At 68.1% G+C, this 24,340-nt stretch carries 28 protein-coding genes; 22 read left to right on the top strand and 6 right to left on the bottom strand.

Annotation, left to right across the window (positions count from 1 at the left end):
* Positions 1 to 26: 26 nt before the first annotated feature.
* Complete coding sequence (locus tag V5F66_RS18910; protein ID WP_394001511.1) at positions 27 to 482, top strand: type II 3-dehydroquinate dehydratase; 456 nt, start codon at positions 27 to 29, stop codon at positions 480 to 482.
* Positions 479 to 1,438: a 2-hydroxyacid dehydrogenase gene (locus tag V5F66_RS18915; protein ID WP_012114592.1), complete on the top strand. Its 960-nt coding sequence runs from the start codon at positions 479 to 481 to the stop codon at positions 1,436 to 1,438. The genes V5F66_RS18910 and V5F66_RS18915 overlap by 4 nt, the downstream gene beginning before the upstream one ends.
* A gap of 42 nt (positions 1,439 to 1,480) precedes the next feature.
* Here the strand turns inward: V5F66_RS18915 and V5F66_RS18920 are convergent, their stop codons facing one another.
* Together V5F66_RS18920 and V5F66_RS18925 are read right to left on the bottom strand one after the other, a co-directional pair.
* Positions 1,481 to 1,903 (bottom strand): YciI family protein, encoded by a 423-nt coding sequence (locus V5F66_RS18920; RefSeq protein WP_394094494.1) that lies wholly within the window; start codon positions 1,901 to 1,903, stop codon positions 1,481 to 1,483.
* A gap of 88 nt (positions 1,904 to 1,991) precedes the next feature.
* Positions 1,992 to 2,954, bottom strand: a complete 963-nt coding sequence (locus tag V5F66_RS18925; protein WP_394094495.1) for a LysR substrate-binding domain-containing protein — start codon at positions 2,952 to 2,954, stop codon at positions 1,992 to 1,994.
* A gap of 235 nt (positions 2,955 to 3,189) precedes the next feature.
* On the opposite strand from V5F66_RS18925, the gene V5F66_RS18930 reads away from it, so the two are divergent.
* The 7 genes from V5F66_RS18930 to V5F66_RS18960 all read left to right on the top strand — a co-directional run bounded on the left by V5F66_RS18930 (position 3,190) and on the right by V5F66_RS18960 (position 10,034).
* On the top strand, positions 3,190 to 4,644 hold the full coding sequence (locus V5F66_RS18930; protein ID WP_394007770.1) for a 4-hydroxyphenylacetate 3-hydroxylase family protein: 1,455 nt from the start codon (positions 3,190 to 3,192) through the stop codon (positions 4,642 to 4,644).
* Entirely contained in the window at positions 4,641 to 5,150 is a 510-nt protein-coding gene (locus V5F66_RS18935; RefSeq protein ID WP_394094496.1) for a flavin reductase family protein, read from the top strand. The genes V5F66_RS18930 and V5F66_RS18935 overlap by 4 nt, the downstream gene beginning before the upstream one ends.
* Before the next feature lie 10 nt (positions 5,151 to 5,160).
* A complete protein-coding gene (locus V5F66_RS18940; RefSeq protein ID WP_394094497.1) occupies positions 5,161 to 5,580 on the top strand; it encodes a RidA family protein in 420 nt (139 codons plus the stop codon).
* Between the two features lie 380 nt (positions 5,581 to 5,960).
* On the top strand, positions 5,961 to 6,992 hold the full coding sequence (locus V5F66_RS18945) for an ABC transporter substrate-binding protein (protein WP_394094498.1): 1,032 nt from the start codon (positions 5,961 to 5,963) through the stop codon (positions 6,990 to 6,992).
* Between the two features lie 210 nt (positions 6,993 to 7,202).
* On the top strand, positions 7,203 to 8,054 hold the full coding sequence (locus V5F66_RS18950; protein WP_012114599.1) for an ABC transporter permease: 852 nt from the start codon (positions 7,203 to 7,205) through the stop codon (positions 8,052 to 8,054).
* Complete coding sequence (locus V5F66_RS18955) at positions 8,054 to 8,887, top strand: ABC transporter permease (protein ID WP_394053859.1); 834 nt, start codon at positions 8,054 to 8,056, stop codon at positions 8,885 to 8,887. The genes V5F66_RS18950 and V5F66_RS18955 overlap by 1 nt, the downstream gene beginning before the upstream one ends.
* A 28-nt stretch (positions 8,888 to 8,915) precedes the next feature.
* Entirely contained in the window at positions 8,916 to 10,034 is a 1,119-nt protein-coding gene (locus V5F66_RS18960; RefSeq protein ID WP_394053858.1) for an ABC transporter ATP-binding protein, read from the top strand.
* Between the two features lie 247 nt (positions 10,035 to 10,281).
* On the opposite strand, the gene V5F66_RS18965 is transcribed toward V5F66_RS18960, so the two are convergent.
* On the bottom strand, positions 10,282 to 10,935 hold the full coding sequence (locus V5F66_RS18965) for a DUF1028 domain-containing protein (protein WP_394053857.1): 654 nt from the start codon (positions 10,933 to 10,935) through the stop codon (positions 10,282 to 10,284).
* Between the two features lie 38 nt (positions 10,936 to 10,973).
* Between V5F66_RS18965 and argE the strand changes: the two genes are divergently transcribed.
* The 7 genes from argE (at position 10,974) to leuB (ending at position 17,457) form a co-directional block, all read left to right on the top strand.
* Positions 10,974 to 12,167 carry an acetylornithine deacetylase gene (gene argE / locus V5F66_RS18970; protein WP_394053856.1) on the top strand — a complete coding sequence of 398 codons (1,194 nt, stop codon included), beginning with the start codon at positions 10,974 to 10,976 and terminating at the stop codon, positions 12,165 to 12,167.
* Between the two features lie 28 nt (positions 12,168 to 12,195).
* Entirely contained in the window at positions 12,196 to 12,627 is a 432-nt protein-coding gene (locus V5F66_RS18975; protein WP_394053855.1) for a GlcG/HbpS family heme-binding protein, read from the top strand.
* A gap of 134 nt (positions 12,628 to 12,761) precedes the next feature.
* Positions 12,762 to 14,003, top strand: a complete 1,242-nt coding sequence (gene argJ, locus V5F66_RS18980) for a bifunctional glutamate N-acetyltransferase/amino-acid acetyltransferase ArgJ (RefSeq protein ID WP_394007757.1) — start codon at positions 12,762 to 12,764, stop codon at positions 14,001 to 14,003.
* Positions 14,000 to 14,404, top strand: coding sequence for a (deoxy)nucleoside triphosphate pyrophosphohydrolase (locus tag V5F66_RS18985; RefSeq protein ID WP_394094499.1), 405 nt, complete (start codon positions 14,000 to 14,002; stop codon positions 14,402 to 14,404). Before argJ ends, V5F66_RS18985 begins: the two co-directional genes overlap by 4 nt.
* A gap of 10 nt (positions 14,405 to 14,414) precedes the next feature.
* Entirely contained in the window at positions 14,415 to 15,269 is an 855-nt protein-coding gene (gene yddG, locus V5F66_RS18990; protein ID WP_012114608.1) for an aromatic amino acid exporter YddG, read from the top strand.
* Between the two features lie 28 nt (positions 15,270 to 15,297).
* Positions 15,298 to 16,164, top strand: coding sequence for an SDR family NAD(P)-dependent oxidoreductase (locus tag V5F66_RS18995; protein WP_394094500.1), 867 nt, complete (start codon positions 15,298 to 15,300; stop codon positions 16,162 to 16,164).
* 180 nt (positions 16,165 to 16,344) lie between these two features.
* Positions 16,345 to 17,457, top strand: coding sequence for a 3-isopropylmalate dehydrogenase (gene leuB / locus V5F66_RS19000; protein ID WP_012114610.1), 1,113 nt, complete (start codon positions 16,345 to 16,347; stop codon positions 17,455 to 17,457).
* Between the two features lie 160 nt (positions 17,458 to 17,617).
* Here leuB and V5F66_RS19005 read toward each other — a convergent pair whose 3' ends face one another.
* Positions 17,618 to 17,959: a rhodanese-like domain-containing protein gene (locus V5F66_RS19005; protein ID WP_394001543.1), complete on the bottom strand. Its 342-nt coding sequence runs from the start codon at positions 17,957 to 17,959 to the stop codon at positions 17,618 to 17,620.
* Positions 17,960 to 18,263: 304 nt separating this feature from the next.
* On the opposite strand from V5F66_RS19005, the gene V5F66_RS19010 reads away from it, so the two are divergent.
* The 3 genes from V5F66_RS19010 (at position 18,264) to V5F66_RS19020 (ending at position 21,081) form a co-directional block, all read left to right on the top strand.
* Entirely contained in the window at positions 18,264 to 18,578 is a 315-nt protein-coding gene (locus V5F66_RS19010; RefSeq protein ID WP_012114612.1) for a glycine zipper domain-containing protein, read from the top strand.
* Between the two features lie 161 nt (positions 18,579 to 18,739).
* The gene (gene meaB / locus V5F66_RS19015; protein ID WP_394094501.1) at positions 18,740 to 19,699 is read left to right on the top strand and encodes a methylmalonyl Co-A mutase-associated GTPase MeaB; all 960 of its coding nucleotides are present in this window, start codon (positions 18,740 to 18,742) and stop codon (positions 19,697 to 19,699) included.
* A gap of 224 nt (positions 19,700 to 19,923) precedes the next feature.
* Positions 19,924 to 21,081 (top strand): cell wall hydrolase, encoded by a 1,158-nt coding sequence (locus tag V5F66_RS19020; protein WP_081437046.1) that lies wholly within the window; start codon positions 19,924 to 19,926, stop codon positions 21,079 to 21,081.
* 133 nt (positions 21,082 to 21,214) lie between these two features.
* Here V5F66_RS19020 and V5F66_RS19025 read toward each other — a convergent pair whose 3' ends face one another.
* A complete protein-coding gene (locus V5F66_RS19025) occupies positions 21,215 to 21,832 on the bottom strand; it encodes a YqgE/AlgH family protein (RefSeq protein WP_012114615.1) in 618 nt (205 codons plus the stop codon).
* 158 nt (positions 21,833 to 21,990) lie between these two features.
* Between V5F66_RS19025 and V5F66_RS19030 the strand changes: the two genes are divergently transcribed.
* Both V5F66_RS19030 and V5F66_RS19035 read left to right on the top strand, forming a co-directional pair.
* Complete coding sequence (locus V5F66_RS19030; protein ID WP_394094502.1) at positions 21,991 to 22,860, top strand: protein-disulfide reductase DsbD domain-containing protein; 870 nt, start codon at positions 21,991 to 21,993, stop codon at positions 22,858 to 22,860.
* 120 nt (positions 22,861 to 22,980) lie between these two features.
* Positions 22,981 to 23,466 (top strand): peroxiredoxin, encoded by a 486-nt coding sequence (locus tag V5F66_RS19035; RefSeq protein WP_012114617.1) that lies wholly within the window; start codon positions 22,981 to 22,983, stop codon positions 23,464 to 23,466.
* A gap of 94 nt (positions 23,467 to 23,560) precedes the next feature.
* Here V5F66_RS19035 and V5F66_RS19040 read toward each other — a convergent pair whose 3' ends face one another.
* Positions 23,561 to 23,767, bottom strand: coding sequence for a YdcH family protein (locus V5F66_RS19040; RefSeq protein ID WP_012114618.1), 207 nt, complete (start codon positions 23,765 to 23,767; stop codon positions 23,561 to 23,563).
* A 304-nt stretch (positions 23,768 to 24,071) separates the two neighbouring features.
* Here V5F66_RS19040 and V5F66_RS19045 point away from each other — a divergent pair, with 304 nt between their 5' ends.
* A complete protein-coding gene (locus V5F66_RS19045; protein WP_012114619.1) occupies positions 24,072 to 24,251 on the top strand; it encodes a YdcH family protein in 180 nt (59 codons plus the stop codon).
* Positions 24,252 to 24,340 lie beyond the last annotated feature (89 nt).

Raw genomic sequence — 24,340 nt, forward strand, 5'->3', positions numbered from 1 at the left:
GCCTTTCAGAAAACAGGACACCAGCGGTGGCAACCACGATCTTCTTCATCAACGGGCCGAACGCGAACCTCTATGGCCTCGACCCGTCCGGCACCTATGGCAGCGAGAGCTTCCCGGCCATCGAGGCGCGCTGCCAGGCCCATGCGGCAGGACTGGGTGTCACCCTCGATTTCCGCCAGTCCAACCATGAGGGCGTGATGGTGGACTGGATCCAGGAGGCGCGGGCGAAGGCGGACGCCATCGTCATCAACGCGGCGGGTCTCACCTATACGTCCATCGCCATCCTCGACGCGCTGCTGGCCTTCCCCAAACCCATCATCGAGGCGCACATGAGCAATGTGTACCGGCGCGAGCCGTTCCGGCACCATTCATTCGTCTCCAAGGCGGCGACGGGGATCGTGGCGGGGCTCGGCGCGCTGGGCTACGAACTCGCCATCAGCGCGGCGGCGAAGCTGGCGCAGGCGGAAGGGGCGCAGAAGTGAACGAGCAGGCGAGCGGGGCGCTGGTGTTCTACAGCGCCGTGGACATCGGCCAGGACTGGAAGAGCGCCCTTCAGGCCGCCCATCCCGGCCTCGACGTGCGGATCGCGCGGGCGGGGGACGGCCATGTGGAGGGCGATCCGGAGGAGGTGCGCTATGCGCTGGTTTGGAAGCCGCCCCACGGCTTCTTCGCGCGCTTCCCCAACCTGAAGCTCGTCATCAATCTCGGCGCCGGGGTGGATGCCCTGGTGGCGCGGGATGACCTGCCGGACGTGCCGGTCACCCGTCTCAGCGACCCCAACATGTCGCAGATGATGGCGTCGTTCGTGCTGTTCTGCGTGCTGCGCCACGCCCGCGACATCCCCACCTTCGAGCGGGCGCAGCGCGAGGGGCGCTGGCACTATGTGCATCCGCGCACGGCGGCCGAGATCCGCGTGGGCGTGCTGGGCCTCGGGGACCTGGGCGCGGCGGCTGCGCTGGAACTGGCACGGCACGGCTTTGACGTGCGGGGATGGTCGCGCACTCCCAAGGCGCTGGAGGGCGTTTCGTGCTTCCACGGCCTTGAAGCACTGCCCGGCTTTCTCGCAGGCAGCGAAATCGTGGTGGTGATGCTGCCGCTGACGCCTGAGACGCGCGGGCTCATGAACGCCGAGCGCCTCGCGCATCTGCCCAGGGGCGCCAAGTTCATCAATGTGGCCAGGGGGCCGGTGGTGGACGAGGCGGCGCTGATCGCGGCGCTGCGCTCAGGCCACATCGCTGAGGCCACCCTCGACGTGTTCGAGGTGGAGCCGCTGCCTGTCGGAAGCCCGCTCTGGGCCATGGACAACGTGCTGGTGACGCCGCACCTCGCCTCCATCGCCATCCCGCGCACCGCCGCGCCCCAGATCGTGGAGAATATCCGCCGCATCGAGGCGGGCGAGCCCGTCCTGAACCAGGTGGACCCCAGACGCGGGTATTGAAGGCGCGAGGGGAGGCGTCCCCTCGCGCTGCCGGCGGTCCACTCAGCGCTTGGCGATGACCTCTGCGGCGCGCTCGTGGGGCGCCACCGCCTCGGGGGTCACGGCATCGCCGAAATCGTCCATCTCGTAGAGCGGGCGGATCTCGATCTCGCTGGGGCCGGGCATGGGGTTGGGGCAGCGCTTCACCCAGGCCACCGCCTCCTCCATGTCCTTGACCTCCCATAGCCAAAAGCCGGCGATCAGCTCCTTGGTCGCGGCGAAGGGGCCGTCCATGACCATGCGGCCCGGGCCGTCGAAGGCGATGCGCTTGCCATGGGACGACGGCTTCAGGCCGTCGCCGGACAGCATGATGCCCGCATTGGCCAACTCCTCGTTAAACCGGCCCATGGCCTCCAGCAATTCGGACGAGGGCATGAGGCCCGCCTCGCTGTCGGCCGTCGCCTTCACGATCACCATCACGCGCATATCGCTCTCCCTGGTTTGCGCTGGCCGTGGCGGCCGGCATCCCCCCAAGGACGAATGCCGGCGGGCGTTCCGACATCCCTTGGGACATTTACGCCAGGTGGTCGCGGCTCCGCTCATCCATGTCCGGCGCGATGGAGCCGGGGGCGAACATGCCGCCGGGGGAGAAGGCATCCGAAAGAAAGCGGGCGAAGACCTCCACCGCCGGGCGCATGGGCTGGCGGCGCAGGGTGAGGCGCATCACCTTCACCGGCGGCAGGCGCTCCTTTAGCGGCCGCACCGCCACCCGGCTGCCGTCATAGGCCATGGTGGTGCGCGGCGAGGCATTGTGCAGCGTGTAGCCGCGCTTCTGCCCCACCAGACCCCGGATCAGCTCATAGGAGCGCGAGCGATAGGCGATGCGCGGGGTGATGCCGGCGGCATCGAACAGGGAGAAGAAATAGTCGCGGGTGTGGGGCAGGTCGTAGAGCAGGAAGGGCTCGTCCGCCACGTCCTGCAGCGAGACCACGCTCTTGCCCGCCAAAGGATGATCGGCCGCCACCACCAGCAGCGGCGGCAGGTCGATGAGCAGTTCACCTGACAATTCCTCGGGCACCGCGTAGCCGTAGGACACGGCGATCTCCAGCCGGCCGGAGAGCAGGCCGTCGAGAATCTCCCGCTGGTCACCTTCCTCCAGCTTCACCGTGATGCCCGGCTGGACCTCGGCGAAGCGCGCCAGCAGCGCCGGCATGAAGCGAGGGGCGATGGTGAGGAAGCAGCCGAGCGCGATTTCCCCCCTTAGGCTGTCCCCCAGCGCCTCGGCGGTCTGGGCGAAGTCGCGGGCGTGGGCGAGAAGATGGCGCGCCTCGTTCACATAGCGCTGCCCGGCGGAGGTGAGCGAGATGCCTCGCGCATGGTGGCGGACGAACAGTTGCAGCTTGAGGTCCGCTTCGGTCTGGGCGATGGCGGCGGAGATGGAGGGCTGGGACACGTTGAGCTGGCGTGCCGCCTCGGTGACGTTGCCGCAATCGGCCGCGGCCACCACGTAGCGCAGGGCGCGCAGGGACACGTTCATGGCCGGCGGGCTTCCGGCCGAGCCAGAGCGCTGGACAGAAACGACAATTTCGAAGGCGGGCAGGGGGCGGACACGACCACGTCGACAGGGCTCCAATGATGACCCCACTCTGACGCATTGATCTGGATCATAAAAGCCGATCTTTTCGCCTCAGAGAAAATATTTTATCGATCCCGGCGCCGGCCCCACACTCTGCACCAATCCTAGGCATGACCAATTCGGGAGCAGGCGCGAGATGATCAGGACCGGAGCCGCCTACAAGGACGGCCTGCGCGACGGGCGCGAGATCTGGATCGACGGCGAGCGGGTGAAGGATGTCACCACGCACGCCGCCTTCAAGCCCATCGTGGACATCAAGGCGCGCATGTACGACCTCCACCACGAGGAGGCCACCGCCCCGGCCCTGACCTATGTGGAAGACAATGCGGTGCATTCCATCTTCCACCAGCCGCCCACCACGCAGGACCACTGGCACGCCAAGCGGCAGGGCGTGGACATCCTTTTGAAGGACGTGGGCGGGGTGGTCACCCGCGTCGGCGACGAGACCATCGGCGAGATGTGGTCGCTGCAGGACGGCCGCGACATGCTGGCGGCCATCGACCCGCGCTTTGCCGCCAACATCGACAACCACATCAAGCGCGTGGTGGAGGAAGACCCCTTCCACGTCTCCGCCAACACCGATCCCAAGGGCGACCGTTCCCGCCACATCTCCGAGCGCGACCCGGACATGATGGTGCATGTCACCAAGGAGACGGATGCCGGCATCATCATCCGCGGCGCCAAGTACGAGACTGCCGCCGCCTATGCGGACCAGGCCTATCTCAAGCCCACCGTGGGCGCCTGGACCGACGAGAAGGAAAGCGACTACGCGCTCGGCTGCATCGTGAAGATGGGCGCGCCGGGGGTGAAGCACATCTGCCGTTCGGGCTTCGCCGGCCGTACCAACCCGGCCGACTATCCTCTCGCCAATCGCTATGACGAGGTGGATACGCTGGTGATCTTCGACGACGTTCTCATCCCCTGGGAGGACGTGTTCTTCTATCGCTACACCAAGGCGGCCCAGTTCGTGCGCGGCACGCTGCACCGCTACTCGGCCTATCCTTACGTGCTGCGCCTGCTCTACGTGGCCGACATGATGATCGGCGCGGCGCTGTGGAACGCCAAGCAGACCGGCCTCGACAAGCTGCAGTCAGTGCAGGAAAAGCTGGCGGACCTTGCGGTGTATCGCGAGGGCATCAACGCCCACCTCACCGCCTCCATCGCGCTGGCCGAGAAGAGCCCGGCGGGGCTGCTCATGCCCAACCAGTCCATCCTCTATGCCGGCCGCGTGCTCGCCTGCTCGCAGCTTCCGGCCATGATGCACGCCACCCGCGAGCTGATCGGCGGGCAGATCTGCGTGACGCCGAACGTGGCGGCGTTCGAGGCCGAGGGCACCTCGGATTGGCTGAAGAAGTTCTACACCCTCAACGACAATTGGGAATCGGAGGACCGCCGCAAGCTGCTCGCCTTCGCCCGCGATCTCGTCTCCTCCGATTATGCCGGCCACCGCCTCGCCTTCGTGCAGTTCGCGCAGGCGCCGCACTTCAACCACCTGGCTGCCGTCTACAAGAGCTTCGATTTCGAGGGACCGCTGGACTTCGTGCGCAAGACCGCCGGCCTCTCCGACCAGGTGAAGGGCTCGCTGAAATGAGCGGCGCCCCGGCCACCATCGATCCGGCCCTGTTCCGCGAGGCCATGCGGCGCATGGCGTCGGGCGTGGCGGTGATCGTCACCGACGGGCCGGCGGGGCGGGCGGGCCTCACCGTCTCCTCGCTGGCCTCTTTGTGCATGGAGCCACCCTCGGTCATCCTTTGCATCCATGAGAAGAGCGCGGCGCTGGCGACCATCGAGGCCAACGGCGTGTTCGTCGCCAACGTGCTCGCCCATCACCAGTCGCGGGTCGCCGACGCCTTTGCCGGCCAGATCCCCGAGCTGCGCGAGGACCGCTTCGCTGCCGCCCGCTGGGACGTGGCGGCGAGCGGCGCGCCGGTGCTCGCCGACGCGCTCATGAGCTTCGATTGCCGGCTCGCCGCCCACCATGCCTATGGCACCCACCGCATCGTGGTGGGTGAGGTGACCGCGGTCCACGGCATCGAGGCCGAAGCCGAGCCGCTGCTCTATGCCAACCGCGCCTACCGGCGCCTCTCCGCTGCATAAGGGTTTGATCGTGCCCACCCACACCCGCATCCGCCCGTTCAACACCAAGCAGGCCTATCCCGAGCAGAAGCTCGACAATGACGTATGCATGGCCGTGCGCGCCGGCAACACGGTCTATTTGCGCGGCCAGACCGCGATGGATCTCGACGGCAACATCATCGGCGTGGGCGACGCCGCGGCCCAGGCCGAGAACGCCATGGCCTGCGCCAAGGTGTTGCTGGAAGAGGCCGGCTCCAGGCTCGAGGACGTGGTGAAGATCGTCATCTACATCACCGACCGGGCCTATCGCGAACCGGTCTACCGCGTGGTGGGCGCCTGGCTGAAGGGGGTCTATCCGGTCTCCACCGGCCTCATCGTGCAGGGCCTCGCCAAGCCGGAATATCTGATGGAGATCGACATCATCGCCGAGATCCCCGCCGAGCGGGCGTGACGGCGCAGGGGTACCGGCCACGCGCGCGGCCCGTCGTGGCGGCGCGCTGCGGCATGTGGATGACGCGCTCCGAATGACGTCATCCCCCGGCTTGGCGGAGGGAATTCCTTCCGCGGCCGGGTCGCGGCTCCGGACCAGCCGGGGCAGGGCGTGGTGAAAGATCGGGTTTCGCATCCTCGCCCCGGCATCGGTGCGGGGGATGACTGCGTTAAATGAAGTATTTATGCGTTCAAGCGCCTCTAAAATACTTCAAAACGGCAATTTTCCTGTTTCTTTCCTGCGCCTCTCTACGTACATTTACGTAAATGTCTCGCGCCGGATGGCGCAGGGCGGGTTCCTAAAATCAACCGCCGCAAAGGCGGATCCAGAGGAGAACACGGATGAAAGGCAAGTTCCTTGCCCTCGGCCTCGCGCTGGCCGCCCTCGCGGCGGGTCCGGCGAGCGCCGCGGAAAAGCTGGTGGTGAGCACGTGGGGCGGCAGCTTCCGTGACCTCATCGCCGACACCATCGCCAAGAAGTTCACCGCCGAAACCGGCGTGGAGGTGGAATACATCACCGGCGGCACCATCGACCGGCTGAACAAGGCGAAGCTCGCCAAGGGGGCGCCCGAAAGCGACGTCACTTTCACCACGGCGCACGTGGGCTGGCTCTATGCCACCGACGACCTGTTCGAGACGCTGGATCTGGCCAAGATCCCCAATGCGTCGAAGCTGGTGCCGCAGGCCAAGGTGAGCCCCTATCACATCGGCGCCTGGGCCTATGTCTACACCATCGGCTACCGGCCCGACCTGACGCCGAAGAACATCACCTTCTCGTCCTGGGCCGACCTGTGGAACCCCGAGCTGAAGGGCATGATCGCGGCCCCCGATTTCGACCCCAGCCACATCATCGCGGTGTCCGCGCTGCTGGCCGGCGGCTCGCCTGCCGACTGGCAGAAGGGCGAGCAGAAGCTCTTGGCGCTGAAGCCGAATTTCAAGGCCTTCTACACCAACGACGCCAATTCCCAGCAGCTCATCGCCACCGGTGAAACGCCGGTCCAGATCATGCTGTCGATGAATGCCTATTACATGATCGCGCAGGGCGTTCCGATCAAGCTGGTGATCCCGAAGGAAGGCGGCGTGCTCGGCATCGACACCATGGCCATCATGAAGGGCTCCAGGAAGCAGGAGCTGGCGCAGAAATTCATCAACACGGCGCTTGATCCCGAGGTGCAGGGCCAGATCGCCGAGCTGAAGAAGGGCTCGCCCACCGTGCTGGGGGCCAAGGTGAGCGCCGAGACGGCCAAGCTTCCCGGCGTCTTCACCACCGCCGAGCAGTGGGAGAAGGAGACCATCATCATCGACCACAAGCTGCGCGCGGAGAAGACCGCCGAGTGGCGCAAGTGGTTCTCCGAGAACATGATCGCCAAGTAGAGCGGGGTCACCAAGTCGTCGTCGACATTTTCCGGTCATGGCGGGCGCGGTTCGGCGTCCGCCCGCGATGTGAGGCGGACGCCTGGCCCCCAGACTGCCCTGACCGGTGGTCGGGCATCGCATCACCGCGGAGGGGAGGGTGGGTCCCCTGCCCACTCTCCCCTCCGCCCCGGCCGGGACGCCGGGACGGCTCAAGAATGGTCGAATGGCATGAACAAGCGCCCTTTCCTTGCCCTGTTCGTCACCCCCGCCGTGCTGGCGGCCCTCGCCTCGGCGGCGGCGCTGGCGGCGATCCTGCAGTACGCGTTCCGCGCCTACGTGCCGGGATCGCTCGATCCGGGCGGCTTCTCGCTGGCGAATTTCGAGGCGCTGCTGCGCCCGCTCTATGCGCAGGTGTTCGTGCAGACCGTGTGGATCTGCCTGCTCACCGCCTTCATCACCCTTGTGGTGGCCTATCCGCTGGCCTTCGCGCTGGTGCGCACGCGCAACGTGGCGCTGAAGTCGTTCCTGCTCATCACGGCGGTGACGCCGCTGTTCCTCGGCGAAGTGGTGCGGACTTATTCCTGGATCATCGTTCTGGGGAACACCGGCTTCATCAATTCCATCCTCATGGGCCTCGGCCTCGTGGAACGGCCGGTGCAGATGATGTTCACCACCTTCGGCGTGGTGGTGGCGCTGGTGCACGTGACCCTGCCGGTGATGGTCATCATGCTCGCCGCCGCGCTCTCCCACATCGACGTGGACTACGAGAAGGCGGCCACCTCGCTCGGCGCCGGGCCGGTGAAGGCGTTCCTCACGGTGACGCTGCCGCTCTCCATGCCGGGCGTGGTGGCGGGCGTCTCCACCGCCTTCGCCTGGACCTTTTCCGCCTTCGCAACGCCGCAGATGATCGGCGGCGGACGGGTGAGCATGATCTCGACCCTCGTCTATCAGCTGGGCTTTGCCTCCTTCAATTTCCCGTTCGCGGCGGCGCTGTCCATCACCGGCATCGCGCTCACCTTCGCGGTGCTGGCCATGGCGAAGCAGGCCATCCGCCCGCTGGAAAAGATCGGAGCCCACTGATGCGCCGCCGTCTGATCCCCGCGCGCGTGGGCGAGCGCATCCTGAAGGTCGCCGGCTGGAGCGTGGTGGCGCTCATCGTCGCCTTCATCATCCTGCCGGCGGTGGTGGTGGCCATCTCGGCCTTCAACGACCGCGCCATCCTTACCTTCCCGCCGCAGTCGTGGTCGCTGCGCTGGTTCCGGCGCGCCTTCACCTATCGCGATTTCGCCGTGGGCTTCCAGAACGGTCTCATCATCACCGCGTTCGCCTCCTCCATCGCGCTGGTGGTGGGGGCGGGCTTCGCCTTCGCCATCGACCGCTACAGCTTTCGCGGCAAGAGGACGCTGGAGGCCATGCTGACCTCGCCGCTGGTGATCCCCCATTTCACCATCGGCCTCGGCTTCCTCATCCTCGCCGCGCAGGTGCATGCCACGCGCACCTTCGCCCTCGTCATCGTGTGCCACGTGGTGCTGGTGCTGCCCTTTGTCATGCGCTCGGTCTATGTGTCCCTGCGCAATCTCGACGGACGGCTGGAACTGGCCGCCGCGAGCCTCGGTGCCAGGCCCGGCATGGCATTGTGGACGGTGACGCTGCCGCTCCTCATCCCCGGCCTGTTCTCGGGCTGGCTGTTCGCGGCCATCCTGTCCTTCAACGAATTCACCGCCTCGCTGTTCGTCACCGCCCAGGCGACCCAGACCCTGCCGGTGGCCATGTATAATTATGTCCGCGAATATGCCGACCCGACGCTCGCGGCGCTCTCCGTCATCTACATCGTGGTGACGGCGGGCCTCCTCACCCTCGCCAACCAGTTTCTCGGCCTCGGAAAGGTGCTGAACGTTGAGCATGCCCGCTGAACGCCGCGATCCGCAGGAGCGCGCCTTTATGTCCTCAATTCCGCCTGACGCGGCGTCCCGGACCCGCCCGGTGGGCGTCCAGATCGACGGTGTCACCAAGCGCTTCGGCGACGCCACCGCGCTGCATGAGGCGTGGCTGAAGATCGGCCAGGGCGAGTTCATGACGCTGCTCGGCCCGTCCGGCTGCGGCAAGACCACCCTTTTGAACCTCATCGCCGGCTTCCTGGAGGCGGACGGCGGCGAGATCTTCGTCTCCGGCAGCCTGATGACCGAGACGCCGCCCTATGATCGCGAGATCGGCGTGGTGTTCCAGAACTACGCGCTGTTCCCGCATATGAGCGTGGCGAAGAACGTGGGCTATGGCCTGCGCATGCGCGGCGTGCCGAAACGGGAAATCGAGCAGCGGGTGGCCGAGGCGCTGGCGCTGGTGAAGCTTGCCGCCTTCGGCGACCGCAAGCCGCGGCAGCTCTCCGGCGGCCAGCAGCAGCGCGTGGCGCTCGCCCGCGCCCTCGTCATCCGCCCCAAGGTGCTGCTGCTGGACGAGCCGTTCTCGGCCCTCGACAAGAATTTGCGCGGCTCCATGCAGGTGGAGCTGAAGGAGATCCAGAGGACGCTCGGGGTCACCACCATCTTCGTCACCCACGACCAGAGCGAGGCGCTGTCCATGTCGGACCGCATCGCGGTGATGTCGGACGGGCGCATCCGCCAGGTGGGCACGCCGGACGAAATCTATCGCCGGCCGCTCGACCCCTTCGTCGCCGCCTTCGTGGGCGATGTGAACGTGCTGCCGGCGCGGCTTGAACGCCGGCTCGGGGACATGGCCACCGTCGTCCTGGGCGAGGCCCGGGTGCAGGTGCGCGCGCAGACCCTGGACGGCCTTGCGCCGGGCGCTGCCGTGGACCTGTTCGTGCGGCCGGACGCCATGCGGTTTGCCGAAGCCGAGGGCGTGCTGTCCGGCACGGTGGCGACCCATGTCTACCAGGGCTCCCACGTGGACGTGCTGGTGGATGTGCCGGCTGCGAAGGGCGGACGCGTCATCGTGCGCGTGCCCGGCCATGAGGCCCCGGGCCGCTGGCCGGCGGGCGCCCGCGTCACCCTCGATTTCGCCGCGGGCGACGCCGTGGCCTTCGCCTCCGATGCGAAGTGACGTGTACGGTGGGGGGCTGGAACTCGTGCCGCAATTCAAAGGCGGCGCTGTTGCAACCACCCCCGTCATGGCCGGGCTTGTCCCGGGCATCCACGCCGACCCGCTTGCGGCGCTGTGCGAAAGCCGTTCCCGGCCTTGCCGCGTGGATGGCCGGGACAAGCCCGGCCATGACGGTTCCGAAGAAACGAAATGGACCTCAACAGCTGATCCGCACGAACCTTCAAGCGGGTTGATGGAACGCAAGATCCTAGAAGGCGGGCGCCGTGGCCGGCGCTCGGGCGCGGCTCTCGAAGGCGGCCTGCTCGGGAGCGTAGCGATCCCACAGGGCGCGCAGGGCGCCGATGGGGGCCTCGTCCCAGTCCACCCGCAGGTCCACCACCGGCCAGTCATAGGTGCGCGCCACGTGAAGGCCCGCCGAATGCTCGTCCCCGGTCTCGCCGCCGGCTTCGAGCCCGGCTTCCAGGCCCCGCAGCAGCCGCTCGGCCAGCGGCAGGGCGGGGTCGGCGAGGAAGGCATCGCGCATGGCCGCCGGCACGCCGTCATGGGTGAGGAGATTGCCGAGCGCGATGCAGCCGGGCCCTTCCGCCACCCCGGCGATGGGCAGGGCCTCGGCCCCCGAATGCCACGCCACCTGCCCGTAGCGGTCGATGACGCTGGCCTGCCGGAAGGCGGGCTCCGGCGTTCCGGCCAGCAGGGTCGTAAGCACGCCGCCGGCGCCGAGGCCCTGCCGCAGCAGCGCGAGGCCCGCAGGCCCCAGCGCCGGGTCGGTGACGTTCTGGGTGGTCACGAGCCCGAGCGGGCTCACCCAGGCGCAGCGGCTGGCGACGCAGATGCTGGACGAGGTGATGGCGATGCCGAAGGCCCCGGTTTGCGGGCAGCGCGCGGCGATGGAATAGGTCATTCCCGTCTCCTTTTCAGTAATTTTCTAGCGAGGCGGCCATGAGCAGGCAAGTATCATCCGAAGAAATACTTGAAAAACTCATCTCAATTTCTTCAATTACAGATACGCCCAATGAGGAGGTGGTCGCCGCCATCGCGGCCATCGCCGCCCCCTTCGCCCGCGTGCGCCGCCTGCCCAACGCCGGCGGGGAGAAAACCGCGCTGCTGATTTCCATCGGGCCGGAGGACCGCCCCGGCATCGTGCTCTCCGCCCACACCGATGTGGTGGCGGTGGAGGGGCAGCCTTGGACCAGCAATCCCTTCCGCCTCGACGCGCGCGATGGCCGGCTTTACGGGCGCGGCACGTCCGACATGAAGGGCTTCGTCGCCTGCGTCCTCGCGGCGCTACCCGCCTTCGCCGCCGCCGATCCGAAGACTCCCGTGCATGTGGCCCTCTCCTATGACGAGGAGATCGGCTGCAAGGGCGCGGGCGATCTCGTGGCGGCGGTGGCGGCCCTGCCGGCGCGCCCGCTCATGTGCATCGTCGGCGAGCCTACGGCCATGAAGGTGAAGCGCGCCCACAAGGGCAAGACCGGCTGGCGCGCCACGGCGCTGGGCCGTACCGGCCATTCGGCCCTGCCGCACCAGGCGGCGAACGCGGTGACGGCGCTGGCCCGCCTCGCCGCCCGGCTCGCGGATCTGGCGGACGAGTTGAAGACCGGCGCGCAGGACCGCGCCTTCGATCCGCCCTATGCCACGCTCCACATCGGCTCCCTCCATGGCGGCGGGGCGCTCAACGTGGTGCCGGACCGGGCGGTGATGGAATTCGAGCTGCGCACCATTCCCGGCAGCGACACCAACACCCTGTTCCGCCGCATCGAGGCGCTGGTGCAGGAGGCGCGCGCGGTCCTGAAGGCGCAAGCGCCCGAGGCCGATCTGCTACTGGAGGAGCTGTCCACCTATCCCGCCCTCGCCACTGCCTCCGACGCGCCGGAGGCCGCTGCCGTGGCGCGGCTCACCGGCGACAATGGCGTGCCGGGCACCATCGCCTTCGGCACCGAGGCCGGGCTCTATGCGCAGGCCGGCATCCCCACCCTCGTCTGCGGCCCCGGCGACATCGCCCGCGCCCACAAGGCGGACGAATGGATCGGCCGCGACGAGCTGGCCCAGTGCGATGCCATGCTGGCGAGACTCGCTGATATCATCCGCCGTCCGGCGGCCGACTGGATCAATGACCAACCGCGCCGCACCTGAGCCGGGACGCAAGACTGAGAGGCCGTTCATGTCGACAGAGAAAGCCGCCTTCACCCGTCCGGCCGCCCGCCTTACCCATGCCGGCGCGCTGGTCGCGCTCACTGCGGCGGTGGCGAAGGCGGAGGCCATGGGCGTGCCGCAGAACATCTCCATCGTGGACGAGGGCGGCAATCTCCTCGCCTTCGTGCGCATGGACGGGGCCAAGCTGCTGTCGCGGGAGACCTCCATGTCGAAGGCCATCAGCGCCGCCTCCCACCGCCAGCCCACCAGCCGGCTCGATCCCGCTCTGGAGCTGAAGCTCGCCATCGCCGCCGGCGGGCGCCTGACCAACCTGGAGGGTGGCTTCCCCATCATTCTCGACGGGGTGTGCGTGGGCGGCATCGGCGTCGGCTCGGGCAAGGGGTCGGAGGACGTGGAGGTGGCGAAGGCGGCTTTGGCGGCCATCGGGGCGGAAGTTTAGGCAGGGCCAAGGAGCAGGCAGACTGAGCGGGCGCGAAGGTCTGCCGCGGGGCTGCGGCAACCGGCGCCATCGGCGCGCTTGCCTTGCCCCTGAAGCTGCGGCACACGAGAGGCGCCATCACCTGGGGAACAGCCATGTCGTCGACCATCTCTCCCCTCGCGCCCAAGTTCGTGCCCGAATTGCTGCCGGTGCCCGGGGTGAACTTCACCACCGCCGCCGCCGGCATCCGCTATCACGGGCGCACCGATGTCCTGGTCATGTCGTTCGCGCCCGGCACCACGGTGGCCGGCGTCACCACCAGATCCCTGTGCCCGTCCGCTCCGGTGGAGTGGTGCCGCGAGCTGCTGAAGAAGGGCAAGGCCCGCGCGCTGGTGGTGAATTCCGGCAATGCCAACGCCTTTACTGGCCTGAAGGGCCGCGAGGCGACCCAGCTCACCGCCGAGATCGCCGCCGTGGCGCTGGGCTGCAAGACCTCGGAGGTGTTCCTCGCCTCCACCGGCGTCATCGGCGAGCCGCTGGACGCCACCAAGTTCGAGGGCGCGCTGACCGAGGCCGCCGGCCGCCTGGTGGACTGGCCGTGGCTCGACGCCGCCCGCGCCATCATGACCACGGACACCTTCCCCAAGCTTGCCACCGCGCAGGTGCTGCTGGGCGACGTGCCGGTGACCATCAACGGCATCGCCAAGGGCGCCGGCATGATCGCCCCTGACATGGCGACCATGCTCTCCTTCGTCTTCACCGATGCGCCCATCGCCGCCGGGGTGCTGCAGGACCTGCTCTCCAAGGGGGTGAAGAACACCTTCAACGCCGTTACCATCGATGGCGATACGTCGACCTCCGACACCCTGCTGCTGTTCGCCACCGGCGCCGCCAAGGCGCGGGGCGCGAAGACGGTGAAGAGCGTGGACGATCCGGCCCTGCGCGCCTTCCGCCACGCGCTGGTGGACCTGCTCGCCGACCTTGCCGAGCAGGTGGCCCGCGACGGCGAGGGCGCCCGCAAGCTGCTGCGCATCCAGGTGACCGGCGCGGTATCGAAGAAGTCGGCGCGGCGCATCGCCATGTCCATCGCCAACTCGCCGCTGGTGAAGACCGCCGTGGCCGGCGAGGACGCCAACTGGGGCCGCGTGGTGATGGCGGTGGGCAAGGCCGGCGAGCCGGCCGACCGCGACCGCCTCACCATCTCCTTCGGCGACTATCGCGTCGCCCACGAAGGTGCCCGCGATCCCGATTACGACGAGGCCGTGGTCTCCCACTACATGAAGAACGACGTGATCGACCTGTTCGTGGACCTCGGTCTCGGCCGCGGCTCCGACCGGGTACTCACGTGCGACCTCACCAAGGACTATGTGGCGATCAACGGGGATTATCGCTCGTGAAGATCACCCTCGTCGCCGCCTGCGCCCTCGTGGACGCAGACGGCCGCGTGCTTGTGGCCCAGCGGCCGGAAGGCAAGGCTCTCGCGGGCCTGTGGGAATTCCCCGGCGGCAAGGTGGAGCCGGGGGAGCGGCCCGAGGCGACGCTGATCCGCGAGCTGGACGAGGAACTGGGCATCGCCGTGAAGGAGGCGTGCCTTGCCCCGCTCACCTTCGCGAGCCACGGCTACGAGACCTTCCACCTGCTGATGCCGCTGTGGATCTGCCGCCGCTGGGAGGGCAGCATCCAGCGCAAGGAGCATCAGGCGCTGCAATGGCTGCGCCCGGCGCGCCTGCGCGACATCCCCATGCCGCCCGCCGACGAGCCGCTGATCCCCGCCCTCATTGATCTGCTGGGCCCCTGAGCGGCGCGTCATGACCTCCGCTGCCGCCACCCGCATCGGCCTGCTCGCCATCCTGTTGTGGGCGACCCTTGCCGTGCTTACGGCGGCGACGGGGCAGGTGCCTCCATTTCTCCTCACAGCGCTGACCTTCGCCATTGGCGGGGCGGTGGGCGTGGGGGCGGCGCTGGCCGGGCCGGGGTTGGGCGTGCTGAAGCAGCGGCCGCTGGCCTACCTGCATGGGGTGGGTGGGCTGTTCGGCTACCACTTCCTCTATTTCACCGCGCTGAAATGGGCACCGGCGGCGGAAGCCGGGCTGATCGCCTATCTGTGGCCCCTGCTCATCGTGCTGCTGTCTGCCTTCCTGCCCGGCGGCGGGCTGCGCCGTGTCCATGTGATCGGCGCGCTCATGGGCTTTGCGGGAACCGTGGTGCTGCTGTTGGGGAAGGGCGGCTTCACCGGCGTGGAGGCGCGTTTCGCTCCGGGCTATCTCGCCGCCTTCGCCTGCGCCTTCATCTGGTCGTCCTATTCGGTGGCCTCGCGCCATTTCGCGGATGTGCCCACCCAGGCGGTGGCGGGCTTCTGCCTCGCCACGGCGGTGCTGGCCGGCCTGTGCCACCTGGCGCTGGAACGCACCGTGTGGCCGTCCGGCGCGCTGGAATGGGCGGCGGTGGCGCTGCTGGGCATTGGCCCGGTGGGGCTGGCCTTCTACACCTGGGACATCGGCATGAAGCGCGGCGACGTGCGCCTTCTGGGCGTCGCCTCTTATGCCGCGCCGGTCCTGTCCACGCTGCTGCTTGTGGCGACAGGCTTTGCCGCGCCGTCCTGGTCGCTGGCACTGGCCTGCGCCCTCATCGTCGGGGGAGCCTTCGTCGCCACGCGGCGTTGAAACGGCGTCCCCCTGAAGGAGAAAAGCCATGGCTGATCCCGTGCCTGCCCATCCCGCCCTTGCTTCCGGTGCCGTGGCGGTCGTGACCGGCGGCGCCTCCGGCATCGGCCTTGCCGCCGCCGCCCGCTTCGCCGCGCGGGGCCTGAAGGTCGCCATCGCCGACCTGCCGGGGGGAAAGCTGGAGGCCGCCGCCGCGCACCTTGCGGGCATCGCGCCCGGCGGGACGGCCGATGTGCTTGCCGTTGCCACCGACGTGAGTGAACTGTCCGATATCGAGCGGCTGGAAGCCGAGGTGGCGGAGCGCTTCGGCGGCACCGACGTGCTGCTGAACAATGCCGGCATCCAGCCCGGCAGCGCCCTGTTCGGCCCGCTGGAAAACTGGGAGAAGGTGATCGCCGTGAACCTGTGGGGCATCATCCTCGGCTCCCGCGTGTTCGGGCCGAAAATGATCGCCCGCGGCAAGCCGGGGCTCATCGTCAATACCGGGTCCAAGCAGGGCATCACCACCCCGCCGGGCGACCCGGCCTACAATGTCTCCAAGGCCGGGGTGAAGGTGTTCACCGAGGCTCTCGCCCACGAATTGCGCAACATCGAGGGCTGCGCGGTCACTGCCCACCTGTTCATTCCCGGCTTCGTCTTCACGCCGCTGGCGGCCGGCGGGCGCACGGAGAAGCCGGCCGGAGCCTGGACGGCGGAACAGACCGTGGATTTCATGCTGGAGCGTCTTGAGGCCGGCGATTTTTACATCCTGTGCCCGGACAATGACGTGACCCGCTCCCTCGACCAGAAGCGGATCGCCTGGGCGGCGGGGGACATCATTGCCAATCGGCCGCCATTGTCGCGCTGGCACAAGGACTACGCGGCCGCCTTCGCCGCCTTTGTGAAGGGCGACTGACGCCGCATTGCAGCAACGATCTTGCACCGGTGGCCTTGCACTTGAAGAGGCGAGGCCGTAGCACTCCGCGCCGGAACCGCCGCCTTCAGGGTGGCGACAGCGCCAGGTCGGTTCGACGCCAAGATTGCTCGACGCCGCAGGCCCAGAAGAACGCACAAGAGAACTCCAAGGACACCACCCATGGCCACCCACAAGCTGCTCCTCCTCGCCGGCGACGGCATCGGTCCCGAAGTCATGGCCGAGGTGAAACGGGTGGCCGCATGGCTCGACCAGGCGGGCCTCGCCTCCTTCGCCATCGAAGAGGATCTGGTGGGCGGCTGCGCCTATGACGCGCACGGCGCCGCCATCTCCGAGGACGCCATGGTCCGCGCCAAGGCGGCGGACGCGGTGCTGCTCGGCGCCGTGGGCGGCCCCAAGTGGGCGAGCGTGCCCTATGAGGCGCGCCCCGAGGCGGGCCTGCTGCGCCTGCGCAAGGACCTGCAGCTGTTCGCCAATCTGCGCCCCGCCATTTGCTATCCGGCGCTGGCCGATGCCTCCTCCCTCAAGCGCGAGGTGGTGGAGGGGCTCGACATCCTCATCGTGCGCGAGCTGACCGGCGGCGTCTATTTCGGCGAGCCCAAGACCATCATGGACCTCGGCAACGGCCAGAAGCGCGCCATCGACACGCAGGTCTACGACACCTACGAGATCGAGCGCATCGCTGCCGTGGCCTTCGAGCTGGCCCGCACCCGCCGCAACAAGGTGACCTCTTCCGAAAAGCACAACGTGATGAAGTCCGGCGTGCTCTGGAAGGAGGTGGTCACCGCCCTCCACGAGCGCGCCTACAAGGACGTGGAGCTGGAGCACAACCTCGCCGATTCGCTCGCCATGCAGCTCGTGCGCTGGCCCAAGCAGTATGACGTGATCGTCACCGACAATCTGTTCGGCGACATCCTTTCCGACATCGCTGCCATGCTCACCGGCTCGCTGGGCATGCTGCCCTCCGCCTCGCTGGGCGCGGCCGATCCGGTCACCGGCAAGCGCGCGGCGCTGTACGAGCCGGTGCACGGCTCGGCCCCCGACATTGCCGGCAAGGGCATCGCCAATCCCATCGCCATGATCGGCTCGCTGGCCATGGCCCTGCGCTATTCGTTCAACCAGGGCGAGGTGGCGGACCGCATCGACCAGGCCATCGCCGGCGTGCTGGCCTCCGGCAAGCGCACTGGCGATATCGCCGGCCCGGGCACCGAGACCATCGGCACCCAGGACATGGGCAAGGCCATCATCGCCGAGCTGGATGCTGCCACCGCCTGATCAGGTGCGAACAAGCCCGCGCAGGGCTTGAGCCATATCTTCTCGGCACCGGTCAAGGACCGGGGCCGTTGGCTTTACTCAACGAAAACGCGCCGTCCGGGGTCCGGGCGGCGCGTTTTCGTTTCGGGTCTGACGATTCGGATCCGGAGGCCTGCGTGGCTCAGCCGCGCTCGACCTCGAAGCCGGCTTCGCGCCAGCCGATGATGCCGCCCTTCATGTGCTCTTCATAAGGCAGGCCCGCCTTCTGGGCGTAGGCTGCGGCCTGCTGCGAGCGCTGGCCCGAGCGGCAGGAGAACACCAGGCGCTTGCCTGCCGGATCGGGCAGGGCGGAGGGGTCGAACTTGCTCAGCGGAAACGGTGTCGCGCCCGGGATGCGCTCGGCCTGGATCTCGTTCGCCTCGCGCACGTCCACGAGGAGGATGGTGCCGTCGGCGAGGCCCTGGCGGACCTCGGCCGGCGATAGATGCGTGATGGTCCCGCCGAAGGGGTTGCGTTCGCTCATGAATGATTGTCCTGGAACGAGGGTGCCGGAGCCTGCACCGAACCGGCCTTGCGAAGCAAGAGCCGTTCCTGAACGAATGGTGTTCCGCTCCTCTGCAGCCAATGCCATCTGGGTGGTATCGAAATACATCACAACCCCAAGCGACGCGTGACCCTTTACGGCGACAGGCGGGGGATGCAGAACGGTTGCGAAGCTGCATGACGGCCGAACGTCCCGCTCATCTGGCGTTCATGTTGGCTTTGCTAGATCAGCGTCCATCGCAGCACGCCATCGGCACCATCCGGTGGCTGCGGAAAGGAAGACAATGACCATCCGTTCCGGCCTCGCCCTGGCCCTCGCAGTGGCCACTTTCGCCGGCACCGTGGCACCGGCCGCGGCGCAGAACAGCACGGTGGGCGGCGCGCTCATCGGCGGCACGGCAGGCGCGCTTATCGGTGGCGCCGCCACCGGCTCGGCGGGCGGTGTCGCGGCGGGTGCCATCATCGGCGGCACCACCGGCGCCATCATCGGCAGCCAGCAGGACCGCAACCGCGCCTACTACTTCTGGGGAAATGACGGCCGCTGCTATCTGCGCCAAAGCAATGGCGCGGTGGTGCGGGTGTCCCGCGGCAACTGCTGATATATTAGGTTTCCCGGCTGTTGATCGGTTCCGTTCCCCCGCACGGATCCGATCAGTGGGAGAGGCGCCGGCTCTGGCCGGCGCCTTTTTCCGTTGCACGGCGCTATCCCGCGGCCCCGGTTACATTGCAAGCGGATCGGCGCGTGCTCTAGACTTGTGCCATGCCGTCTGCTCCCGCCACCGCCGCCCAGCCGCCCATGCTTGATCTCGACAGCCTGCGCACGGGCGGAAAACGCGTGGTGGCCCAGGCCCTTGCGTTGGTGGAGACCGCGCGCGGCGCACCGGGCCTCGTCGCCCTTCTCGATCAGGCGGCTGAGGCCGGCAAGGCCCATGTGCTGGGGCTGACGGGGCCGCCCGGCGTGGGCAAGTCCACCCTCACCAATGCCTTGGTGCAACGCGCCCGCGCCGCCGGCCGCACCGTGGCGGTGCTGGCGGTGGATCCCTCCTCGCGGCGCACCGGCGGTGCTCTTCTCGGCGACCGTGCCCGCATGAAGACCGACCCGGAAGACCGCGGCGTGTTCGTGCGGTCGATGGCCGCACGTGACCGCCTCGGCGGCCTGTCGGATGATTCGGTGGCGGCGGTGGTGCTGCTGCGCGCCATCTACGATCTGGTGATCGTGGAAACCGTGGGCGTCGGCCAGTCGGAGGCGGACATTTCCCTCGTGGCCGACACGGTGGTGCTGTGCATCCAGCCGGCCTCCGGCGACAGCCTGCAATTCATGAAGGCAGGCGTCATGGAACTGCCCGACATCATCGTCGTCACCAAGGCCGACATGACGGAGGTGGCACGGCGGGCGGCCTCGGAAGTGGCTGGCGCGCTTTCACTTTCCGGCTCCGGCGCGGCGGGCTGGACGGTGCCTGTCATCCGCCTGTCGGCGGCGACGGGGGAGGGGCTCGAGGCATTCGACGACGCCGTCTCGCAGCACCTGGCCTTCATGGACAAGGACGGGCGGCGTGCCGCGCATCGGGCCGCGCAGGAGGAAAAATGGGTGGAGGAGGCCGTGCGCGTGCGCTTCGGCACCCATGGGCTCGCCCGCGCCCGCCGCCTCGCGCTTGGTGCCAAGACACCGTTCGCCCGCGAGGCGGAACTTGCGACGCTGTTAACCACCGGGCAAGGCTGATCGGACAATGCTCTTGCGTGTCACCGTCGGGCAACGCTCCGGCGCCCCATTAGGGACACGATGACACGTCAAGGGCAGGAGCCATGGAGTTTCGCCGAGACCGAGGGACACGCATCAGGCGGTTCGCTTCGCCTGTCCTGCTTGCCGCCGCTTTCGCCGCCGTGCCGCCCGCAATCGCCGGGGCGGATGGCGCCGATTACCGTTCATCCGCCAATGGGCTCGTCATGCTGGCCGCGCCGGCGCGGGCGCTCAAGGTCAGCACGCTGGACCTGCCCCAGCCCATCGGCACCGGCCTGCCCGAGCCGCGGGCGGCATTCAACGACGCCCCGCGGGTGATCCGGCCCGGGGCGCCCATCGTCACCGCCTCGCTTACCGATGTGTCGGTTCCGCCTGAGGCCTTCAGGGCCGCCGCCATCGCCGGCGCGCCGGTGGCAGATGACCTGACCCCGTCGCCCGCCGTTGCAATGGCCTCGGCATCGGACGACGACGCCTTCGCCTATCCCCCGCCGCTGGTTCTCGACGCCGAGGATGTGCCCGTCCGCACCGGGCCGAGCCAGCCCCACCTCGAACTCGCCCTCGATCTGCTGCTGGAACTGCCGCTGATCCAGGACAATTCCGGCCCCATCGCCGAGGATGCCGCCTTCGGCCCCGATTTCGGGGCCGCGCCCGAGGCCGCATCCGCCGGGGAGGAGCCGCCCGCCGCGCCCATCGACCAGGCCGAGGCGCAGCCGGCGCTCCATCACGATCCGGTGGCGGTGTTCAGCCGCGATCCCAACGTTTTCCCGGCATTGGCGTTCGAATATCACGCCCTGGCCGAGCAGGGCTTCGTGCCGCTGCCCGCGCCGCGCCCCACCGGCGCGGCTGAGATCGCCACCAGCGCCGGCGCCGAGGCGGTGGAAGCGGCCGAGGATGGCGAGCGCGACGGCATCTGGCCCTCGCCCGCCCAGCGCCTCAGCCTTGCTGGCGAGCAACTGGCGCGGGCCCAGAAGTGCCTGGCGGAAGCCATCTATTTCGAAAGCCGGGGCGAACCGAAGCGGGGGCAGGTGGCGGTGGCGCAGGTCATCGTCAACCGGGTGTTCTCCGGCTACTACCCCAATGATGTGTGCGGCACCGTCTACCAGAACGCCCACCGGCACCTGGCCTGCCAGTTCACCTTCGCCTGCGACGATGTGCGCGACGTGGTGCGCGAGCCGGACATGTGGGTGCAGGCCAAGGACATCGCCGCCGATATGCTGGACGGCAAATTGTGGCTCACCAGCGTGGGCCGGGCCACCCACTACCATGCCTATTGGGTGCACCCGAGCTGGGTGAAGGAGATGCGCAAGCTCGACCGCATCGGCGTACATACCTTCTATCGCCCCCGCCGCTGGGGCGAGGGCTGACACCTTTGGCTAGGCCCTCCCGGCGCCGGTCGCAGACCGGCGCTGTCGGCATAACCTCCAAGCCCGCGCGGCGCTGAGCGTCGCCGTCTCAGCGCCGGTCGCAGACCGGCGCTGTCGGCAAAAGCTGCCCCCGTCAGGCGTGGCCGGCTTCGCTCGAGAGCATGCCGGGATCGACCCCGAGCTTGCGCAAGGCGTGGTTGTACTTGGTATCCACCCCCTCACCGAAGATGAGATCCGAATCAGCCGGGCAGTTCAGCCAGCCGTTGGCCTGGATCTCGGTCTCCAGCTGGCCGGGCGCCCATCCGGCATAGCCCAGCGCCAGCACGGCGCTGCGCGGCCCGCGACCGCCGGCAATGGCCTTCAGGATGTCTAGCGTCGCCGTCAGGCAGATGCCGTCATCGATGGGCAGGGTGGAATTCTCGACGAAATAATCGGCCGAGTGCAGCACGAAGCCGCGGCCGGTCTCCACCGGCCCGCCGCGCAGGACTTTGACCGCCCCGGCGCTCTTGGGCAGCAGGATGCGCTCGGAGGAGGGGATCACGTCGAGCTGGACCAGGAGGTCGGTGAAGTCGATGTGGCTCGCCGGCTGGTTCACCACGATGCCCATGGCCCCCTCTGCCGAGTGGGCGCACAGATAGACGAGGGTGCGTGCGAACTGCTCGTCGCGCATGGTCGGCATGGCAATGAGCAACTGCCCGTCGAGGAAGCTCGAACCCCCGCTTGGGACGTTGGGTTTGTGGCTCGCAATCATCTTAGAAGGGTACCGCGCATCCGGGCTTTTGGAAATGCGAATTGAGAGAATGGTCGCCGGCTGTCGATGCGAAACCGCTTTGCCTGCCCCCTGCCTCTCACACGCTTGTGCGCGCTGGGGGCTTTGCGCGCCGCCGCGGAGAGGCTACCCGCTGGGGCATGATCTTGCTGCGCATGTTTGCCGAAAGCGGCCGCCTGGGGCTTGTAGCCCTGTCCCTGTCGGGCCTCTGGCTTGCCGCCTCGCCGGCCTCGGCGGAAGCCGTCGCCAAGGTTCCCGGGGCGGAGGTGGAGCTTCTGGCCGGGGCGGTGTCGGGCGCACAGGCGGAGGCCGGCATCGAGGTGCGCCTCGCGCCCGGCTGGAAGACCTATTGGCGCTATCCCGGCGACAGTGGCGTGCCGCCGGACCTGTCGTTCGAGGGCTCGCAGAACGTGGCCGGTGTCACCATCGCGTGGCCGGCACCGAAGCGCTTTGCCGACGGCGGCGGCGGGTTTTCCATCGGCTACAAGGGCGCGGTGCTGTTCCCGCTGAAGGTGGAACTGGCCGATCCCGCCAAGCCGGCGCGGCTCCAGCTCGCGTTCGATTTCGCCGTGTGCGAGGCCCTGTGCATGCCGGCCAAGGTGGACCTTTCCCTGGCTATCGATGCTGGCGGCGGGGCGGATGCGGCACGCGGGGTGGATGCGGCGCGCATCGCGGCCGCCCGCACCGCGTTGCCGGCGCCGCAGGCGCTGGGGGCGGCGGAGACGCCGGCGGTGCGGTCCGTCGCCCTCGACACGACGGCGACGCCGCATCGGCTTGTGGTCGAGGTCAAGGCGATGAACCCCAAGGCCGACCTGTTCGCCGAAGGCCCCGACGCGCACTGGGCCCTTCCGCTGCCGCAGAAGACCGCGCTGCCTGACGGGGCGGCCCGCTTCATGGTGCCGCTGGAAGGCGTGCCTTCGGGCGTGGATCCGACGGGCGCGCTCATCACCTTCACGCTGGTGGACGGGCCGAAGTCCGTCACGACAACGGTGCCTGTGCCGGCCCCCTGAGGAGGCGAATGGTCGCGGCTGTCCGGCCTGCCGCCCGGGCCTCCCGGTGCGCTTTTCTCCTCCGTAAAACCCCGTATTGTCGGCGCGGGCCGGAACGGCCCGCGACTGTCGGAGAAAACGATGCCCATTTCGGTCGGCGATAAACTGCCCAACGCCACCTTCCGCGTTCCCACCGAAGACGGCCCGGTGCCGAAGACCACCGACGAGATCTTCAAGGGCAAGAAGGTGGTGCTGTTCGCGGTGCCGGGCGCCTTCACGCCCACCTGCCACAAGAACCACCTGCCGGGCTACGTGCACGAGGCGGACGCCATCAAGGCCAAGGGCGTGGATGCCATCGCCGTGGTCTCTGTGAACGATCCCTTCGTCATGGGCGCCTGGGAGAAGGCTTCCGGCGCGGATGGCAAGATCGTGTTCCTGGCAGATCCGGACGCCGCCTTTTCCACCGCCCTCGACCTCACCTTCGACGGCTCGGCCGCCGGCCTCGGCGTGCGCTCCAAGCGCTATTCCATGGTGGTGGAGGACGGCGTGGTGACCAGCCTGAATGTGGAGGACGTGCCCTCGAAGGCCGACATCTCCGGCGCGCCCGCCCTTTTGGCGCAGCTCTGAGCATTTCCGCGCCGCATTGACCCTCCGGCCTGGCCGGGGGGCTTTTTTCAGGCGATGCCGGCCTCGGGCCGGCACCGTGCGCCCGGCCGCAGGCTCAGGCGATGATGTCCGGGAACAACTGGTCCTCCACCTGGCTGATGCGGTCTTTCAGCTGGAGCTTGCGCTTCTTCAGCCGCTGGATCTGCAGCACGTCCGAGCCGGACACCGCCATCAGCGCGTCAATGGCTGTGTCAAGGTCGCGATGCTCCTGCTTCAGCCGCTCCAGATGGATCCTGAGATCCCGTTCGTCGTCGCTCGTCATTCCCACATCCGTCACCGGCAGGCTCGCCATTCGTCTTCGCGGGGACATGGCGCCGGGCGGCGCCGGCAGATCCCCGTGGACACAAATACGCGACCCCGCTGCCGCATCGCCGAGGCCCTGGAAAAACCGTCGCTTCCCAAAGTTGAAACAGGGACGCCGCCCTTTCCCCGAATTTCGTACTGACTATGGCACGCGCTTGCCGCGCTGCAAGATAGGAGCTTGCCGGAAGAGCAAGAAAGGCAATCGACTCTTCGTCGGCTCCGTGACAGACTGATGTCGTGTTGCAGACAGGGAGTGGCTTAGAATGTCCATCCAGTCGCACCTTCAGGAGTTGAAGCGGCGCCACCAGGCCATTGAGCAGGAACTCAATCGCGAACTTGCACATCCGGCTTCCGATCCCGTTCGCATTGCCGAGTTGAAGCGCAAGAAACTGGTCCTCAAGGACCAAATGACCAAGATCAACGGATCTTCCACCCTACATTGATGGTTCAAGCGAACGTCACCGACCGGGCGGTTGCGTCCGGACGGTGCGTTTCGCGCGTCCCTGGATCGAGCTGAGCGGCGGGCGTCGCA

This window comes from Xanthobacter versatilis (assembly GCF_043193975.1).
GTDB lineage: Bacteria > Pseudomonadota > Alphaproteobacteria > Rhizobiales > Xanthobacteraceae > Xanthobacter > Xanthobacter autotrophicus_E.

Coding starts and splice junctions, on each gene's coding strand:
- V5F66_RS18920 (WP_394094494.1), bottom strand. CDS start 1,903: ATGCGCGTGATGGTGATCGTGAAGGCGACGGCCGACAGCGAGGCGGGC.
- V5F66_RS18925 (WP_394094495.1), bottom strand. CDS start 2,954: ATGAACGTGTCCCTGCGCGCCCTGCGCTACGTGGTGGCCGCGGCCGAT.
- V5F66_RS18930 (WP_394007770.1), top strand. CDS start 3,190: ATGATCAGGACCGGAGCCGCCTACAAGGACGGCCTGCGCGACGGGCGC.
- V5F66_RS18935 (WP_394094496.1), top strand. CDS start 4,641: ATGAGCGGCGCCCCGGCCACCATCGATCCGGCCCTGTTCCGCGAGGCC.
- V5F66_RS18945 (WP_394094498.1), top strand. CDS start 5,961: ATGAAAGGCAAGTTCCTTGCCCTCGGCCTCGCGCTGGCCGCCCTCGCG.
- V5F66_RS18950 (WP_012114599.1), top strand. CDS start 7,203: ATGAACAAGCGCCCTTTCCTTGCCCTGTTCGTCACCCCCGCCGTGCTG.
- V5F66_RS18955 (WP_394053859.1), top strand. CDS start 8,054: ATGCGCCGCCGTCTGATCCCCGCGCGCGTGGGCGAGCGCATCCTGAAG.
- V5F66_RS18960 (WP_394053858.1), top strand. CDS start 8,916: ATGTCCTCAATTCCGCCTGACGCGGCGTCCCGGACCCGCCCGGTGGGC.
- V5F66_RS18965 (WP_394053857.1), bottom strand. CDS start 10,935: ATGACCTATTCCATCGCCGCGCGCTGCCCGCAAACCGGGGCCTTCGGC.
- argE (WP_394053856.1), top strand. CDS start 10,974: ATGAGCAGGCAAGTATCATCCGAAGAAATACTTGAAAAACTCATCTCA.
- V5F66_RS18975 (WP_394053855.1), top strand. CDS start 12,196: ATGTCGACAGAGAAAGCCGCCTTCACCCGTCCGGCCGCCCGCCTTACC.
- argJ (WP_394007757.1), top strand. CDS start 12,762: ATGTCGTCGACCATCTCTCCCCTCGCGCCCAAGTTCGTGCCCGAATTG.
- yddG (WP_012114608.1), top strand. CDS start 14,415: ATGACCTCCGCTGCCGCCACCCGCATCGGCCTGCTCGCCATCCTGTTG.
- V5F66_RS18995 (WP_394094500.1), top strand. CDS start 15,298: ATGGCTGATCCCGTGCCTGCCCATCCCGCCCTTGCTTCCGGTGCCGTG.
- leuB (WP_012114610.1), top strand. CDS start 16,345: ATGGCCACCCACAAGCTGCTCCTCCTCGCCGGCGACGGCATCGGTCCC.
- V5F66_RS19005 (WP_394001543.1), bottom strand. CDS start 17,959: ATGAGCGAACGCAACCCCTTCGGCGGGACCATCACGCATCTATCGCCG.
- V5F66_RS19010 (WP_012114612.1), top strand. CDS start 18,264: ATGACCATCCGTTCCGGCCTCGCCCTGGCCCTCGCAGTGGCCACTTTC.
- meaB (WP_394094501.1), top strand. CDS start 18,740: ATGCCGTCTGCTCCCGCCACCGCCGCCCAGCCGCCCATGCTTGATCTC.
- V5F66_RS19020 (WP_081437046.1), top strand. CDS start 19,924: ATGCTGGCCGCGCCGGCGCGGGCGCTCAAGGTCAGCACGCTGGACCTG.
- V5F66_RS19025 (WP_012114615.1), bottom strand. CDS start 21,832: ATGATTGCGAGCCACAAACCCAACGTCCCAAGCGGGGGTTCGAGCTTC.
- V5F66_RS19030 (WP_394094502.1), top strand. CDS start 21,991: ATGATCTTGCTGCGCATGTTTGCCGAAAGCGGCCGCCTGGGGCTTGTA.
- V5F66_RS19035 (WP_012114617.1), top strand. CDS start 22,981: ATGCCCATTTCGGTCGGCGATAAACTGCCCAACGCCACCTTCCGCGTT.
- V5F66_RS19040 (WP_012114618.1), bottom strand. CDS start 23,767: ATGACGAGCGACGACGAACGGGATCTCAGGATCCATCTGGAGCGGCTG.
- V5F66_RS19045 (WP_012114619.1), top strand. CDS start 24,072: ATGTCCATCCAGTCGCACCTTCAGGAGTTGAAGCGGCGCCACCAGGCC.